The 15,212-nt window shown below is 45.4% G+C and carries 16 protein-coding genes; 8 read left to right on the forward strand and 8 right to left on the reverse strand.

Annotation, left to right across the window (positions count from 1 at the left end):
• Positions 1-3: 3 nt before the first annotated feature.
• The 8 genes from ABTQ23_RS16620 to ABTQ23_RS16655 all read right to left on the reverse strand — a co-directional run bounded on the left by ABTQ23_RS16620 (position 4) and on the right by ABTQ23_RS16655 (position 7,486).
• Entirely contained in the window at positions 4-840 is an 837-nt protein-coding gene (locus tag ABTQ23_RS16620; RefSeq protein WP_408616873.1) for a DUF2971 domain-containing protein, read from the reverse strand.
• Between the two features lie 101 nt (positions 841-941).
• Positions 942-1,778 carry a DNA ligase gene (locus ABTQ23_RS16625; protein WP_408616874.1) on the reverse strand — a complete coding sequence of 279 codons (837 nt, stop codon included), beginning with the start codon at positions 1,776-1,778 and terminating at the stop codon, positions 942-944.
• 54 nt (positions 1,779-1,832) lie between these two features.
• Entirely contained in the window at positions 1,833-2,741 is a 909-nt protein-coding gene (locus ABTQ23_RS16630) for a DMT family transporter (RefSeq protein WP_408616875.1), read from the reverse strand.
• Between the two features lie 69 nt (positions 2,742-2,810).
• Complete coding sequence (locus ABTQ23_RS16635) at positions 2,811-3,458, reverse strand: aspartate/glutamate racemase family protein (RefSeq protein ID WP_408616876.1); 648 nt, start codon at positions 3,456-3,458, stop codon at positions 2,811-2,813.
• Positions 3,455-4,174: a dipeptidase PepE gene (pepE, locus tag ABTQ23_RS16640; protein WP_408616877.1), complete on the reverse strand. Its 720-nt coding sequence runs from the start codon at positions 4,172-4,174 to the stop codon at positions 3,455-3,457. Before pepE ends, ABTQ23_RS16635 begins: the two co-directional genes overlap by 4 nt.
• Positions 4,175-4,189: 15 nt before the next feature.
• Complete coding sequence (locus tag ABTQ23_RS16645; RefSeq protein WP_408616878.1) at positions 4,190-5,803, reverse strand: OPT/YSL family transporter; 1,614 nt, start codon at positions 5,801-5,803, stop codon at positions 4,190-4,192.
• A gap of 28 nt (positions 5,804-5,831) precedes the next feature.
• Complete coding sequence (locus ABTQ23_RS16650) at positions 5,832-6,548, reverse strand: AroM family protein (RefSeq protein ID WP_408616879.1); 717 nt, start codon at positions 6,546-6,548, stop codon at positions 5,832-5,834.
• A complete protein-coding gene (locus ABTQ23_RS16655; RefSeq protein ID WP_408616880.1) occupies positions 6,548-7,486 on the reverse strand; it encodes a DUF1177 domain-containing protein in 939 nt (312 codons plus the stop codon). Before ABTQ23_RS16655 ends, ABTQ23_RS16650 begins: the two co-directional genes overlap by 1 nt.
• A 93-nt stretch (positions 7,487-7,579) precedes the next feature.
• Between ABTQ23_RS16655 and ABTQ23_RS16660 the strand changes: the two genes are divergently transcribed.
• The 8 genes from ABTQ23_RS16660 (at position 7,580) to hydA (ending at position 15,210) form a co-directional block, all read left to right on the forward strand.
• Positions 7,580-8,494, forward strand: coding sequence for a LysR family transcriptional regulator (locus ABTQ23_RS16660; protein ID WP_408616881.1), 915 nt, complete (start codon positions 7,580-7,582; stop codon positions 8,492-8,494).
• 279 nt (positions 8,495-8,773) lie between these two features.
• Positions 8,774-9,616 (forward strand): transporter substrate-binding domain-containing protein, encoded by an 843-nt coding sequence (locus ABTQ23_RS16665; protein WP_408616882.1) that lies wholly within the window; start codon positions 8,774-8,776, stop codon positions 9,614-9,616.
• A gap of 19 nt (positions 9,617-9,635) precedes the next feature.
• Entirely contained in the window at positions 9,636-10,376 is a 741-nt protein-coding gene (locus tag ABTQ23_RS16670; protein WP_408616883.1) for an amino acid ABC transporter ATP-binding protein, read from the forward strand.
• Between the two features lie 2 nt (positions 10,377-10,378).
• A complete protein-coding gene (locus ABTQ23_RS16675) occupies positions 10,379-11,071 on the forward strand; it encodes an amino acid ABC transporter permease (protein WP_408616884.1) in 693 nt (230 codons plus the stop codon).
• Positions 11,071-11,739 (forward strand): amino acid ABC transporter permease, encoded by a 669-nt coding sequence (locus ABTQ23_RS16680; RefSeq protein WP_408616885.1) that lies wholly within the window; start codon positions 11,071-11,073, stop codon positions 11,737-11,739. Before ABTQ23_RS16675 ends, ABTQ23_RS16680 begins: the two co-directional genes overlap by 1 nt.
• Positions 11,740-11,748: 9 nt before the next feature.
• Complete coding sequence (locus tag ABTQ23_RS16685; protein ID WP_408616886.1) at positions 11,749-12,702, forward strand: N-carbamoyl-D-amino-acid hydrolase; 954 nt, start codon at positions 11,749-11,751, stop codon at positions 12,700-12,702.
• A 240-nt stretch (positions 12,703-12,942) separates the two neighbouring features.
• On the forward strand, positions 12,943-13,731 hold the full coding sequence (locus tag ABTQ23_RS16690) for an SDR family oxidoreductase (protein ID WP_408616887.1): 789 nt from the start codon (positions 12,943-12,945) through the stop codon (positions 13,729-13,731).
• Positions 13,732-13,740: 9 nt separating this feature from the next.
• The gene (gene hydA, locus ABTQ23_RS16695; RefSeq protein WP_408616888.1) at positions 13,741-15,210 is read left to right on the forward strand and encodes a dihydropyrimidinase; all 1,470 of its coding nucleotides are present in this window, start codon (positions 13,741-13,743) and stop codon (positions 15,208-15,210) included.
• Positions 15,211-15,212: the final 2 nt, after the last annotated feature.

Raw genomic sequence — 15,212 nt, forward strand, 5'->3', positions numbered from 1 at the left:
TATCTAACAAGCTCGGTAAGGGATTTGGCTATCTTCAATTCCGCGTGCAGGCATCATTTGATGTTGGCGAAAGAATAATCGAAGCGAATTGATGGATAAGGTTGAATCCGGTGTCGGTCCAAGATAAACATGTTCTAAGGCCATCGGTTGGGAAGCACATTGTAAGCCAAACTCTGTGTAAGGTTTGAGCATGTATGTCCCTTCGCGAAATTTAACTCGTGGGTCAAGCTCCTGATGGGTAATGGGTAAGATCACTCGCCATTCATCTTCTTCGCGAAATGATGGATGTTTTAGTAAGACTGCAAGGCGCAATAAATCTGTTTCTACTGCGGCAAACAGTTCATCTTCAGGTAGATTAATCTGACAAACCGAATCAATGGCTTGTTGCACTAACTGAGTTTGGCGATAGGTATCATAAATACAGCGACCAATCTCAAAGTGCTGGTCTTTCGCCCACTGGCTAATATGCTGTGGATGGAACCCTAAACTGACGCCTTTGCCGACACTGCTGTAACCGCGCCACTGACTGAGTAAATTGCCGTTGGCTCTAAATGATGCGGCAAAAAGCATGTGTCCTTGGTTCAGACGCTCGTTAATCCACTGACCAAAATGGGCCAGCAATGGCGCTTTTGCTTCGCCACCAATGATTCGGTCTTGAATGGCATCGGTGAGCAAGTCTAAGGTGTGATGCAACTCCGCCGCATCATTCATATAGCGCACATCGCTTGCCCATAAGACCTGACTACGCACAATTCCAAGCAGTCCAGAAAAGGTAGTGTAGTGGTATAAAGTCGCCTTGGGCGGCTGATTAAATAGCTGTTGAATTAAAGGCCGTAACATAATGCTCCTATGGTTTAACTCATCAGATATCCTAATTATATCTGATTGGTAAGTCTATCCAATGACAGAGCAAGCTATCTATTTGAGTTTTAATTATTCTTTTATAAACGATGATACATTCTGACAAAGCGAGCAAAGCGCGGAATGTCGTGGTTGGTCAGCCCGTTATAGCGAAAGGTGATCATTGAGCCAACCTCTGGTGGATTAACGCGCAACTCATCTGTTAGGCCACTGCCGATAGCAAAGGTAGTGCCATCGGCCATTTTTACTTTTAAGGCACCGACTAACCCTTTGTATTTGCCATGGCCATCACGATAGCCAATCACCACCGCTTCATCGTCTTGATAGGGTTTTACCTTTAACAGATGACCACTGCGCCCACCAATATAGAGTGCATCTTTGCGATGTAACACGAGTCCTTCACCTTGATGAGCAACCACTTTGTCGAGCTGGGATAAAAGCAGTTGTTCATTTTTGACGCTGAACTGTTTAACCAGTTGCAGCTGAGCTTGTGTGCTTTGTGCCAGTAGGTTTTGCAAATGCTGGTAGCGTATCGCAAATGGAGACTTATCTGATGGCAAATCAAACACCATATAATGAACGTTTTGCCATTGTTTGTCGGTGCTCGTTTGCTGTTGAACCAATCCTTCCATATCACTGAAATGGCCAAAATCAATCCAGAGTTCGCCATCTAAAGGCTGGTCGGGAAAATTTTGGATAAAACTTTTGGGTGCATTAATCGGATTACCGTGGCGAGTCCAGAGCTGTTTTCCATCCCAATAAGCACGGATGCCATCATATTTTTCACTGATGAGATAATGGCTGACATCCTGATTTTGGTAATTCATGGCAAGTTGAACGTTAATCGGTTGGGCAATGGCGACAACGGGCAGCAGCGAGATGATCGCAGGGATCATGGATGACGTTAATGAACGCATCTTTTTTACCTTTTATTGAGTTTTATATCAATAATAAGATGGGTTAGCGAGATGTCAATGCTCAGGCGCCGGTTTTGCGCTGCGATGGTTGGCATATTGTTGAATAATTAACCCGGCAATAATCAGCACCAAACCAATGTAAGTGGCGTGGTGGATGTTTTCATGGAGCAGCTTGGCAATGAAGAATAGAGATAAAAAGGGCGATATAAAAATGAGGTTGGAGATACGAGCCGTTTTCTCAGTTTTTTTCAATGCCATGACCCAACAGACAAAGGTAATCCCCATCTCGAATAATCCGACATACACGCCTCCTGCCAGTGCTTGCCAATGCAGGTCAGTCAGTTTTTCAGTGGCCAGACACATTCCCCAGGTAATTGGCAGGCTAAGTAAAAATCCGGTGAATAGTCCCGCAACCGGGTCATCCTCACGGCGCTGATTTAAGATCCAATACAGTGCCCAGAACAAAGTGCTCAATAGTGCCAGAGCGACACCACTGAGACTGGTAAAGTGCAACGCTAAGAAGTTACCTTCTGTGGCAATAACGACCACACCAAAATATCCCAGCAACATGGCGCTGATATCGCCGCGGGTTAGCTTGTGCCCAAGCAGTGGTACGGCCATCAAACTTAGCGTAATCGCCCAAGTGTAATTAAGAGGCTGAGCTTGTTGGGCTGGCAGGCGATCGTAGGCTTGAAACAAAATAAAGTAATAACCGAAAGGGTTAATCAGCCCAAGCAGCAAATAATATCCAAAGTGGTGTTTTAAATAGCTAAGACAAAGTCTCAGTTTGCCTTGAATGGCAATAATGACGCCAAGCACAATGGTTGAGCTTAATGAAGCAATTGCCATCAATTGCAGTGGCGTTAAATAACCTAAAGCCAATTTAAAGGCGGTTGCGACGGTCGACCAAAGCAAAACAGCTGTGATGCCGTAAACGTAGGCCTGAGATTGTGATTTACGCATGGGGAATAATTAAACAACAAAAAAGGGACTATAGCATAGTTGATAGTCCCCGACAGAGCAGATTAATAACTACAAATCAAAATGTTGGCTAATCAACTCTCCTGCTGCTAAAACAGGATTAATCACTGGCAAAGAAGTGTATGGCGCCAATAAACTAGCTACATCAGTGGTTGCCATCCCGGTGCAGGCTAGCGCAATTACTTTAGCTCCAGCTTGTTCACAGGCCAACGCAGCTTCGATAATGGCGTTTTGGCCTTTTTGCGTGCGAATGTCATGGGTGCAATTTACGCCATCGGGTTGGCGATAAATCAGGGTACAATCAGATAATTGTTCGTTAAACACCTCTGGAAGCTGTGCTTCAATGCCTAGCACCCCAATGACCTGTCCATATTGACGGGCAATTTTACAGCAACTTTCACCGGCACCTAATACTGGTATTTTAAGCGATTGACGCAGCGCTTTAATGCCTGGATCGGCCGCGCAGCTAACGAGTAGAAAATCCAGTTGCGCTTGCCATTTTTCACCAAGTTCGGCGATTTTGGGTAAAGCCAACGCAAGCGTGCGCGCGTCATGAATGCCTTCGGGTTGATTGGGCAGGGCTCGAGTGGCAAGTTTAGCCCCTTTTAGAAGTGGGGTTAACAGTTGCTGATGAGCCAACTCCAGTGGCTCATCTAACCCGCTCACAACTCGCATAATTCCGATTCGAGGTGCGCTCATTGAGGCTCCTTGAGCAGAGAAGAACAATCACCAAGGGTGATTGTGCTCTGTTTTCCTGCTCGAAACTGCAGAGCATCTACAGGCCCTAATAACGTTAAATTGGTCCCGTTTTGATAAAGCGCACAGCCTTCGGGCAGGGCTACTACCGTCTGTTCTGGATTCATCACCATGTATTCAGCCAAACGCTGTTCGCGGCTTTCCCCATTATGTCCGGGGATCTGGCCACTAATGAAATGAGGGTTGATTAGAAATGGCACCAGCGATAGGGCATTAAAACTTTGTGGCTCAACAATCGGCATGTCATTGGTGGTTGAAATAGACAAACCCGATAAGTTTGAGCCTGCACTCCAGCCCATATAAGGCGTACCTGCTTGCACTTTTTGCTGAATTAATTCAATTAGCTCAGCATCCTGCAGTCGTTTGAGTAGCGCAAATGTGTTCCCGCCACCAACGATAATCATTGGCGCGTCTTTAACCGCTGCTTTGGCATCGTCATATTGGTCAATTGAGCTGAGCTCAATGCCGAATGAGGCAAAAAATGGCTTCACCTGGGCCAAATACTGACTAAATGTTTTCGTCACGCCTGCATAGGGGATAAATAGCGCCCGACTGATGGGCGCGCTTTGGTGAGCCAGAAATGGTTCCAGGTAACTGCGAGTGTGGCTTAAATACTCGCTGTCTTGATATCCGGAACTACTACAGAGCAATAATTGCATAGTAAACCTCATTCATTAGCGTTTGGAGCCAAGCTTCAGAGTTGAAGAGAAGAAGCTATAAAGAGCAGAACCTGAAATAGCGCCAGCTCCTAAAACGTACAATTTATTCAAACCTTCATCGCCGTAGCGTTTGATGATTACGGCGCGGATGACTAACCCGACAAAGATCATGATCCCGGCTGTCGGCGATACGATCAATAGGCCAGTTGCTAAAAGTACGCCAATCTGGCGAGAAATACCGCCAAGCAGTTGAATAATGGCGCCAGCGACTGCCCACATCGCCAAATGCATCGCAATTTCATGGTTTGCGCCAGCTGAAATTGTCGCAACGTAAACGCGGGCAACAGGTGGCACGAGGTTTTCACTGAAATAGTATTTATAAGCACAGGCAACGACGATAATCGCAATGGCGAAACTAAATAGTTCGGCAAAGAACTGCTGGCGCCGGCCATCAAGTTCATAGGCTTGATCTTTGCCTTCATCACGAATGATCCAACCGGTTTTTAAGTCATACGCCATATCAGCAAAAGCAGGTCCGGTGGCAACAGTGAATGCAACCAAAATTCCCAAGGCATCTTTTGGAAAACCAATTAGCATGCCAATAACGAGGAAAATCAGCGCGGTAGCAAAAGAAGGAAACCAACCTGAATGCATGGCGGCAATCCCAACAATAAGTTCTGAGGCCATTGCTGCAACGGCGGCAAAAACTAACCAACCAATTAGCATTGGGACACTCATCCCCGTATAAATCCCAGTGCTGAAAGCCAAAATTAAGCTAATGATGATATAAGTTGAAAAACCACTGAGCATGGTGATTTTCATCTGCATGGCTGAGCGAGTAGGGCGATGACCTTTTTCTGGCGCTTCTTGCGCGTGCGTTTTTTTGTCTTTGCGCATCAGTAGTACAATTTGAATAAGCGCGATTAAACCTGCTCCAATCATCATGCCATGCGGAATGTAATCATCAGCAATATCAAAGCCAAAGAGTTGTTTAGAATAACCACGGAGCAATAAGCCAACACCTAACGCCGCCAAGGCAAAGGCATTTGATACCCAAGTGATGCCGAGCATATCCATCGGTAAACCAAACGCTTTACCGATAATTCCGCCGACAATCCCAATACCCAATAAAACGGCACTTTTGCCTTTTTGGGCTGCCGCTTTGAGCGCTTCAGCTGTGGCAAAACCTGGTGGCCAAGCACCTTTTGCGCTAAAGAGCTTGGTATCAAATGAAAAGTATAAAATGGATGCATCCGTCACAACCGCCAACGCGGCGCCGATGAGCATAGGCACCATCATGTCGGTTTCCCCCATCAGATAGGCAATGGCTAATGGCAATAATAAGCCGTTGGCCGCAGAAAAGGTGGCTCCTGAGATAGAGGTTTGGATGAGAGTTTGGCTTTCCAAGCCTTTAAAACGACGAAATAGTTTCAGTGGAATATATGAGAGCAAAATGGCGATCAGCGCACCAATAATGGATGTATTGGGGGTGATCCCCACGCGAGTGATCAGCTCCATTCCGATAATTGCCCCCAGCACCGCCATAGCTGCGTTAAAAATCAGCTGCGCAGGCATAAAAAATTTAGGGTGCTTTTTGGGTGGACTATCTTGTTTTGTGTGTGTTTGCATGTGGGTTCCTTGCCTGATTGTGTTTTTATTATTGGTTGTGTTGACTCTGTGTGCTTTGCTCTGGCTGATTTAAAATCAGCGAACTGGCTGCTTTAAAGATAATTTGCCGAGCGCTAAGTGTTATTTTCTGGGACCATTTCGCGATTTGCCCTGCTTGTTCTAGGGTATAGCCCATGCAATCAAGATAGATGATTGATGCATCGCTGTTGGCGAGTTTTAGCGCACCTTGGTAGCGTGGTTGTTGCTCAAGATAAGGCGAACCACTGGCGTTATCGCAATCAATTCCAGCTTGGTTCCAGCGACGTTTGGCATTTTCAATTTGGCTCGGTTCGGGACTCATCACTGCTAATTTCTTAGTGCCAAGTCCTAGGAAAAAATGCTGAATAACATGTTTGGGAAGAATTACTGGAATGGTTGAACTTTCAACGTCAGGAAGATCGCCAGTACATAACACAACCAACACATCAGGTTGGCGGCTAAGCATGGTTTTAATGGCATTTTGTAAAAGTGGCTCAAGATCTTTTTCGCTGATGGTGATTTGCGAACCATCGGTCATACGCGAGACCAAAATGTCTGATTTATCTGCAATCGGGTAAAGCCGCTCAATTTCTGAGCGGTCTAAATGATCCAATGCACCAATCTCTAATAATTCAACATCTGGGCCTACAAGCGTTTTGAAATCATCGTGTAGATCGCGGCGTGGCGATTGACCAATGGTGACGATTCCAATCCGTTTGGCGCTCATTATTGATCTCCTGCGTGCTGAAAATGAGTCATGTTGCCGTAGAGTTTTTTGATGGTTGCAAATTCTTGCTCATCGACAAATTGTGCGATGCCTTGGCTAAGATCTTTGGCTAGTTCAATGGCCAAGCGAGAAGCTTGTTCTACATCCACTTCATGGCTTGCACCCGTGGCACAGCCGGCAACTGCAACCGCTGTTGATAATGCAATTCCAATAACCGGTGCTGAGCTTGCAACTGATGGCTGTAAGATACTGTTTAGGTGATAAAGAGAGTTTCCATAAGGGGTAATGTCTTGTTGGCTTAAAGCAAATACATTGGCGCTTTGCCCCGTGACCCGCTCAACTACATCTAAGACACTTTCACTGACGCGTAGAATGTAGCCTTGGCAAACTGTTGGAGAGATAGCAATGCCGCGATAGTTCATAATGCGGTTGCCTTTGGTGGTATCGATAGAGACGATGGCATCCATCTGCTTATCCACCTCGTGTGCCCAAGTATCTTCCATGGTGATGGGCGAGTCCATAAACGGCACTGGCTTATGTTCTCTCGTTGGTGCATTAGGGCAAATAAAGGTCGTGATGATAACGTCCCCTTTTAGTTGATCGCCTTGTTGCGCCATCCCAATTAACTTAGCCGCCGCCGCGAGAGCTGCTAGTGCCCCATCACCATCAGAGACAAATCCGGTGATTTCAGGACGAGCTCCAATACCACCTAAACGGCCGATAATGCCAAGTGTTGGACGTGAGCCACCCACGGCTTTGCCATCGCTGCCAGGAATATGAATTTTAATAAAATCAGCCGAGCCTTTTTCACTGTGCAGTGTTTTGACCGTGATCTGGTCTGCTTTAGCGCCGAGCTGGCACAGATGGTCTTTGACCTTTTCCCCTGAAATGTACAGTGAATCTAAAAGTTCATGCAGGTCGATGACTTGTTTGAGCATGGTAAATCCGATGTTGTGCAAATGTTATTCGATATTAGCCATGTTTATTGATAAGATAAATTTTGATTTATTATTCATTTATAAAAAAAATTTATGAATATCAGCTCTAAACAACTTCAGGCCTTTTTAGCGGTTGCGCAATTGCAAAGCTTTACCTTAGCTTCTGAGCAGTTACATATGACTCAGCCAGCCCTTAGCCACCAGATCCGCCAACTCGAAGATATTTTGCGGGTGAAATTATTTGAACGAACGACCCGACAGGTTCACTTAAGCCAAGCAGGTAAAACATTTCTGCCCGTTGCTGAAAGGGTCATATCTCGTCTGCTCAGTGGTGTGAGCGATATGCAGGCCATGGCTGACGGGCGGGTTGGGCGAGTTATCTTCGCTGCTCTATTAACGGTTGGCGCTTCCTTGGTGCCTGAAGCGATGGCCGTTTTTGCCAAGCGTTACCCGCAAATAGCGATGGAATATGTTGAAGAGAGTGATGAGCCCATCTATCTGCAGGTGTTAAATGGTGATATTGATTTTGGGATTGGCGCGCGGCCTTTGCATATCGACGAAGTTGAATTTACGCCGATTTACCAAGATTACTTGCACTTTGTCTGTTCCCCTCGCCATTGCTTGGCAAATCGCAGTGAAGTGAGTTGGCATGAAATAGTTCAATACCCATTCATCGCAATGAAGCCAGGAACTAGTATGCGCCAGTTGATGGAAAAAGGCTTTTCGATGACCAATGAACCGCTCCTTCCTGTTCAAACCGCTATTTATCAATCTACGATTTTGGGAATGGTTTCGTGTGATTTAGGTATTAGTGTTTTACCTTCATCACTGAAGTTGATGTTTGAGCGTAACGATGTGCAACTTATTCCAATTAAAGAGCGATTGTATCGAGATATCGGTTTTATCTTTTCTAAGAAACGGCCACTATCAAAAGCGGCCTATTCATTGGTTGAAGTGATTAATGAAGTGGTTGGAAATAACCGTAATTTGTTACCCAATCCAAATTAAAATTTGCTAAATCCGCTGCCTTTCTTTATTGCTTTATTTTGGTTCAATGTTTAAGAAATTCGATGTCCGCGGAATCTCTTAGTTTATCCCGCCTTTGCCTTACTTTAGTGCGTAATTGCGTCTAATTAGTGCTTGATTTGAGTTAATGTATAACTAAAACATATACAAAAAGATAAATATTAATTATAAATTATATTGTTTTAGTGCATTTTTTTATATTAATGTAATAACCAGAACAAGAGTTAACCAGCGTCAACTTCAAAAAAGGAAGCAATTGCAATGGCTAAAAGTAAATGGATTATCGCACTGTCGTTAGCATGTCTCAGTTGTAGTGCAGCGGCCGCTCAACAAGAAACTTTCCATGTGGCATTAGATGGTACTTATGCCCCAATGGCTATGCCTAAATTAGGTGGCGGTCTGCAAGGTTTTAATGTCGATTTAACGCACGCAATTGCCAAACAGATGGGCGTTAAAATCGAGATCACATCTTCACAGTTTTCTGGTCTGATTCCAGCGATGCAAGCTGGCACATATGATTTCTTGGTCGCTCCTGTAACTATCAATAAAGAACGCGCCAAACACATGCTGTTTGCTGAAGGTTATTTAAATACAGATTATCAGTTTGTTACCAAAAAAGGGGCTCCGGCGGCGAAATCTCTCAAAGACTTTGCCGGTAAAGTAGTGGCGGTGAATAAAGGTTCGAACTACGACCAATGGGCTCGTGAAAATGCTGCTAAATATCATTGGAAAGTCGCCAGTTATGGAACTACTTCAGACTCCATGCAGGCGTTAGTTTCTGGCCGCGCTGATGCAGCACTGACTGGTAATACAACAGCTGCTTGGGCCGTTAAAAAATCGCCAATGTTAGCTCTTTCTTATCGCTACGATACCGGGGCTGTTTGGTCAATGCCATTTCGTAAAGACGAAGTTAAATTGCGTAACCGTGTTGAGCGAGCGGTTGAGTGCTTAAAAATAAACGGTACTTTAGTGAAACTTTCGCAAAAATGGTTTGGCACCACACCGGCTAAGGGCAGCGCTGCGATAACGCCTCTTCCTGGTTATGGACAGCCTGGTTTTGAAGGTTATGTAAAAGACAGCCATCAGTTTAGTTGTAAAAAATAAGCGAGCTTAAGGAGAAGTTATGGCTGTTCGCCCCATTTTAGAAATAGCTGGATTATATAAATCCTATGATGAAACACCTGTATTAGAGGGGATTGACCTTAAAGTTTTTGAAGAAGAGCTGGTCTTTCTCATCGGACCATCCGGCTCGGGGAAAAGCACTTTGTTGCGCTGTTGTAATTTGCTTGAGACACCTCAGTCTGGGGCGATTATGTTGCGCGGCAAAAACATTGAAGCGCGACCTTCTCAGCTTAACCAGACTCGTCAGCGCATTGGAATGGTCTTTCAATCGTTCAATCTGTATCCACATCTTTCGGTACAGGCGAACATTACCATCGCGCTGCGTTTGGTTCAGAAAAAAACCAAAGAGCAGGCCAATGAAATTGCGCTCGAGCATTTGGACAAAGTTGGTTTAAAGCATAAAGCGGATAGCCGTGCGACGTCTCTTTCTGGTGGGCAGCAGCAACGCGTTGCGATTGCCCGCGCTCTTGCGCTTAAACCTGAAGTTATGCTGTTTGACGAGCCTACCTCAGCGCTTGACCCAGAGCTTGTCATGGATGTGCTGAATGTCATGCGTGATATGAAGCAAGATGGGATGACGATGATGGTCGTCAGCCATGAGATGCGTTTTGCCGAAGAAGCCGCCGATAGAGTGGTCTTTATGGATGGCGGTAAGATTTTAGAGCAAGGCGCTCCTTCACAAATTTTTCATCATCCGCAGCATGAACGTACCCGCTCGTTTGTCTCACGCTTGGGAGATTAACGATGGATCATGTTTCAAACTTTGCCCGCTTTCAGGATGCATTTCTCAATGTTGATGTGATGCATAAGTATTGGCCGATGATTGCCCAAGGTATTGGTGTCACTCTTGAGTTGGCTGTGCTGGTGGTGATTAGCGGAGTTTTGCTCGGGCTCGTTTTAGCATGCGTACGTTTATATAACATTCGCATTGTGAATGCCCTTATTGTCACCTTTGCCGACCTAATGCGGGCTCTGCCACCGCTTGTTTTAATACTGATTGTTTATTTCGGCTTGCCCAATCTAGGTATTACATTAAGCGGATTTACGGTGGTCTGGCTGATTTTATCGCTAGCGTTGGCCGCATTTGCCGAAGAAATTTTTTGGGCAGGTTTACTCTCGGTGCCAAAAGGTCAGTGGGAAGCCGCTCGTGCGACCGGGATCGGCTTTTTATGGACGCTTATCGTCATCGTTCTTCCGCAAGCTTTTTCACTGGCTATTCCACCTTTAACTAACCGGGCGATAGGTATTACCAAAAGTACTGCGCTAGGGACAGTTATCAGTGTGCCAGAGATCTTAAATCAGGCCAGTACTGCCTTGTCATTTAGTGGTAATGCAACGCCGCTCATGATGGGCGCTGTAGCTTACATGATGATTTTTATTCCGTTTGTCATTTTAACTCGCTGGATTGAACGTCGCTTTACTTGGAGAAATGCCTGATGGATCAGTTTATTGACCAGTTCTTTAATCTCGACGTGATGAGACAGACTCTACCAATGATTCTGCACGGATTATGGGTCGCTTTCTTATTGTGTTTAGTTGTGATCCCCGCAGGGTTCATCGGGGGCTTATTTGTCGCCTTGGGCAGTTTATCCAAGCATCGTTCACTGCGCTGGAGTAGCGTTGTTTTTACGGATTTTTTTCGCGCCATTCCGCCATTAGTTTTGCTGATTTTTGTTTACTCAGGTTTACCGTTTTTGGGCTTGCGTTTAAACCCAATGGTCGCCGTGATTATTGCATTCTTTTTGAATAATGCAGCTTATTATGGCGAAGTGCATCGCGCTGGAATTTGCTCTGTGCATAAAGGGCAGATGGAAGCAGCTTTAGCAACTGGACTGCGTAAACGTCATGCGCTGATTTATATTATTTTGCCCCAAGCAATCCGCAATGTTTTGCCTGATTTGCTCTCAAATACCATTGAAGTCATCAAATTAACATCTTTGGCTAGTGTCGTTTCTCTGGCTGAAATCCTTTATGCCGCCAACATGGCACGTTCTGTGACGTATAACGCTTCTCCGTTAGTGTTAGCAGCATTGGTTTATTTAGTGTTTATCTTACCGCTGGTTCGCCTAGTGCGCCGCTTTGATAAACGAACAGTTCAATCTTAAGAGGTTTTTATGCGTAAATTTAAAGTTGCCGGTGCACAGCTCGGTGCCATTCAGAAAAGTGACTCTCGCGAGGCAGTTGTTGCTCGCATGGTAGCTCTGATGGACCAGGCTCATGAGAAAGGCTGTGAGTTGATTGTGTTCCCAGAGTTGGCTTTAACCACTTTCTTCCCACGTTGGTATTTGACTGATCCTAAAGAGATCGATCAATGGTACGAATCAGAAATGCCAAGTGCTGCAACGCTGCCTCTTTTTGAAAAAGCTAAAGAATACCAGATGGCAATTACGTTCGGTTATGCCGAAAAAACACCAGATGGTCATCACTTTAACACCTCAATCATGACCAATAAAGATGGTGAGATTGTTCTGAAATATCGCAAAATTCACCTGCCTGGTCACGGTGAATATGCGCCTAAACGAGCGTTCCAGCATTTGGAAAAATACTATTTCGAACCAGGTAACTTAGGTTTTAACGTTTGCGCGAACTTAGGTGGTGTTATGGGGATGGCGATTTGTAATGACCGCCGTTGGCCTGAAACATACCGCATGATGGGCCTGCAGGGCGTAGAGCTGGTAACTATCGGTTATAACACTCCAGCATATAACGCAGAACGTCGTGATGAAGCTGATGGCAAACGTCTATTCCATTCACAATTATCGATTCAGGCTGGTGCGTACCAAAACAGTACTTGGGTTGTTGCGGTTGCCAAAGCGGGTAACGAAGATGGCCACGAACTGATTGGCGGTAGTTTGATTGTTGATCCAAACGGTTTTGTTGTGGCTCAGGCTAAAACTCAAGAAGATGAACTGATTACTGCGGATGTTGATTTAGACGAAAGCCGTTTTGGTAAAGAAACTGTCTTTAACTTTGCCGCTCATCGCCGAGTTGAACATTACGGTTTAATCTCATCGCAAACTGGCGTTGAAGTGCCAGAAGAAGTGAAAAAACAGCTCGAGCAAGAGTAAATCCCTATGATCCAGGCCGCATGGCCTGGCTTGTGTAAAAGTAGCAGGTTCGCCTGCTTTTCTTTCTAAGCTTGATAGTTTCTGTTTATTTCAAGTACATATGGGCCAAGCTCGTTACCTGTTACCATAAAAATAATTGGCCGCTTTAAGCGTAAGACTTAAAGCGTGAAAACTGGGGCAATCGATGGTTGCCCAGTTCATCATCCAATGACATGAACCTAAATGATTGAAGGAGTTTTTATGGACTTGCATTTACAAGGTAAACGAGCATTAGTTATGGCTTCATCACAAGGCTTAGGGCTAGGCATTGCCAGTGAGTTAGCCAAAGAGGGCGCTAATGTCATATTGTGTGGTCGCTCCAGTGAAAAGCTCGAAGCTCAGGCTGCAAAATTACGCGCAGCCACTAACAGCGAAGTTTTAACCTCGTGTGTTGATTTAAACAACTGGGATAGTGTTCAAGCGACTATCGATCAAGTCAAATCCTCTTGGCAAGGGCTGGATATCCTCGTTAATAACAGCGGTGGCCCACGTCCGGGCATTGCCAGTGAAGTCGAACGAGATGAATGGCTCAGCTATTTTCAAACGATGATCGCTTCACTAATGGAGATGACTCGGCAATTTATTGAACCCATGAAAGCGCAAAAATGGGGTCGAATTCTCACCGTTACCTCAAGCGGTATAGAACAACCTATCTCGAACCTTGGGATCTCAAACACATTGCGTAGTGCCTTAGTGGGCTGGTCAAAAAGCCTCTCTAACGAGCTCGCGCCATTTGGGATCACCAGCAATATTTTAATTCCCGGACGAATTCACACCCAGCGAGTTGATTCGCTCGATGCCGCAGCAGCTGAACGTCAGGGATTACCAATTGAAAAAATACGTGAACAAGCCAGTGCCCAAATTCCGGTTGGGCGTTATGGCAAAGTCGAAGAATTTGCTGCTGTCGCCGCCTTTTTATTAAGTGAACAAGCAAGTTATGTCACAGGATCTAAAGTGCGCTGCGATGGTGGAATAATCAGTGGAATATAAGGAGGCCAGATGTTTGATGTCATCATAAAAAATGGCACCGTTGTCACCGCAACCGATTATTATCGTGCGGATGTCGGTATCAAAGATGGGAAAGTTGCTGCGATTGCCAGTGAACTTGAAGGCTCTGCACAGAGCATCATTGATGCAACTGATAAGTTATTATTACCCGGCGGTATCGAAGGGCACTGCCATATTGCTCAGGAATCATCTTCAGGGTTAATGACCGCCGATGATTACCAAAGCGGCAGTATTTCAGCTGCGTTCGGCGGGAACACGATGATTGTCCCATTTGCTGCGCAGCTGCGAGGGCAATCATTAACTGATGTGGTTGATGTGTACGATGATCGTGCTAAAACCTCAGTGCTTGATTACAGTTATCATCTGATTATTACCGACCCAAGTGTCGGGGTTGCAGAGCAACTGCCTGATGTTGTCAAACGTGGCGTTACCTCTTTTAAAGTCTTTATGACTTATGCCATTAAAGTCGGCGATGCAACCTTGCTCGACTTAATGAGTGCTGCTAAAGAAAATGGCGCACTGACTATGGTTCACGCGGAAAATAACGACTTGATCCAGTGGACCAGCGATCAGCTGTTGAAAAATGGTCATACCCAGCCTCGTTATCATGCAATTAGCCATCCTGTTGAAGCTGAAGCTGAAGCAATTCACCGTGTTGTGGCTCTTGCTCGCTACGTGGATGCGCCATTGATGACAGTGCATGTTTCTACACCTGAAGGGGCTGATATTTTAGCGAAAGCTCGCTTAGAAGGCGCTAAAATTTATACTGAAACTTGTCCTCAGTATCTATTCTTAACCCGTGATGATTTGGATAGAGAAAATCTGGAAGGGGCGAAATATATGTGTAGCCCACCAGTTCGTGATAAACAGACGCAAGATCGCCTGTGGCAGCACTTAATCGCTGGAACCTTTGATTTTTGTTCATCTGACCATGCGCCATATCGCTTTGATGAAACCGGTAAACTTTATCATGGCACGGATGTGACATTTAAACAGATTGCCAACGGTATGCCAGGTATTGAACTGCGTTTGCCGCTATTGTTTAGTGAAGGCGTTAACAAAGGTCGGATGAGCATCCATCAGTTTGTTTCCTTAACGTCGACCAATGCGGCCAAAACATTTGGTATGTTCCCACAAAAAGGGACGATTGCCGTTGGTTCAGATGCTGATATCGCCATTTGGGAACCTGCTAAGAAACAGACAGTTTCTGTTGAAAATCAGCATGATAATATGGATTATACACCATTTGAAGGCTGGGAACTTACCGGTTGGCCAACCACAGTGCTAAGCCGCGGTGAAGTGATTGTGGCAGATGGCGAGCTCAAAGCGCCAATCGGTCGTGGCCAATTTGTTGCTCGGCGCCGTTTAGATACAACAGGTAAACCTGGCGGATTACCATTAGAGTTGGATCCGGCTCGTAACTTTAATGCTGATATCGCACCCAAAGCGTTTGGTGAGTAAGC

The organism is Celerinatantimonas sediminis (assembly GCF_046054195.1).
Lineage (GTDB): Bacteria > Pseudomonadota > Gammaproteobacteria > Enterobacterales > Celerinatantimonadaceae > Celerinatantimonas.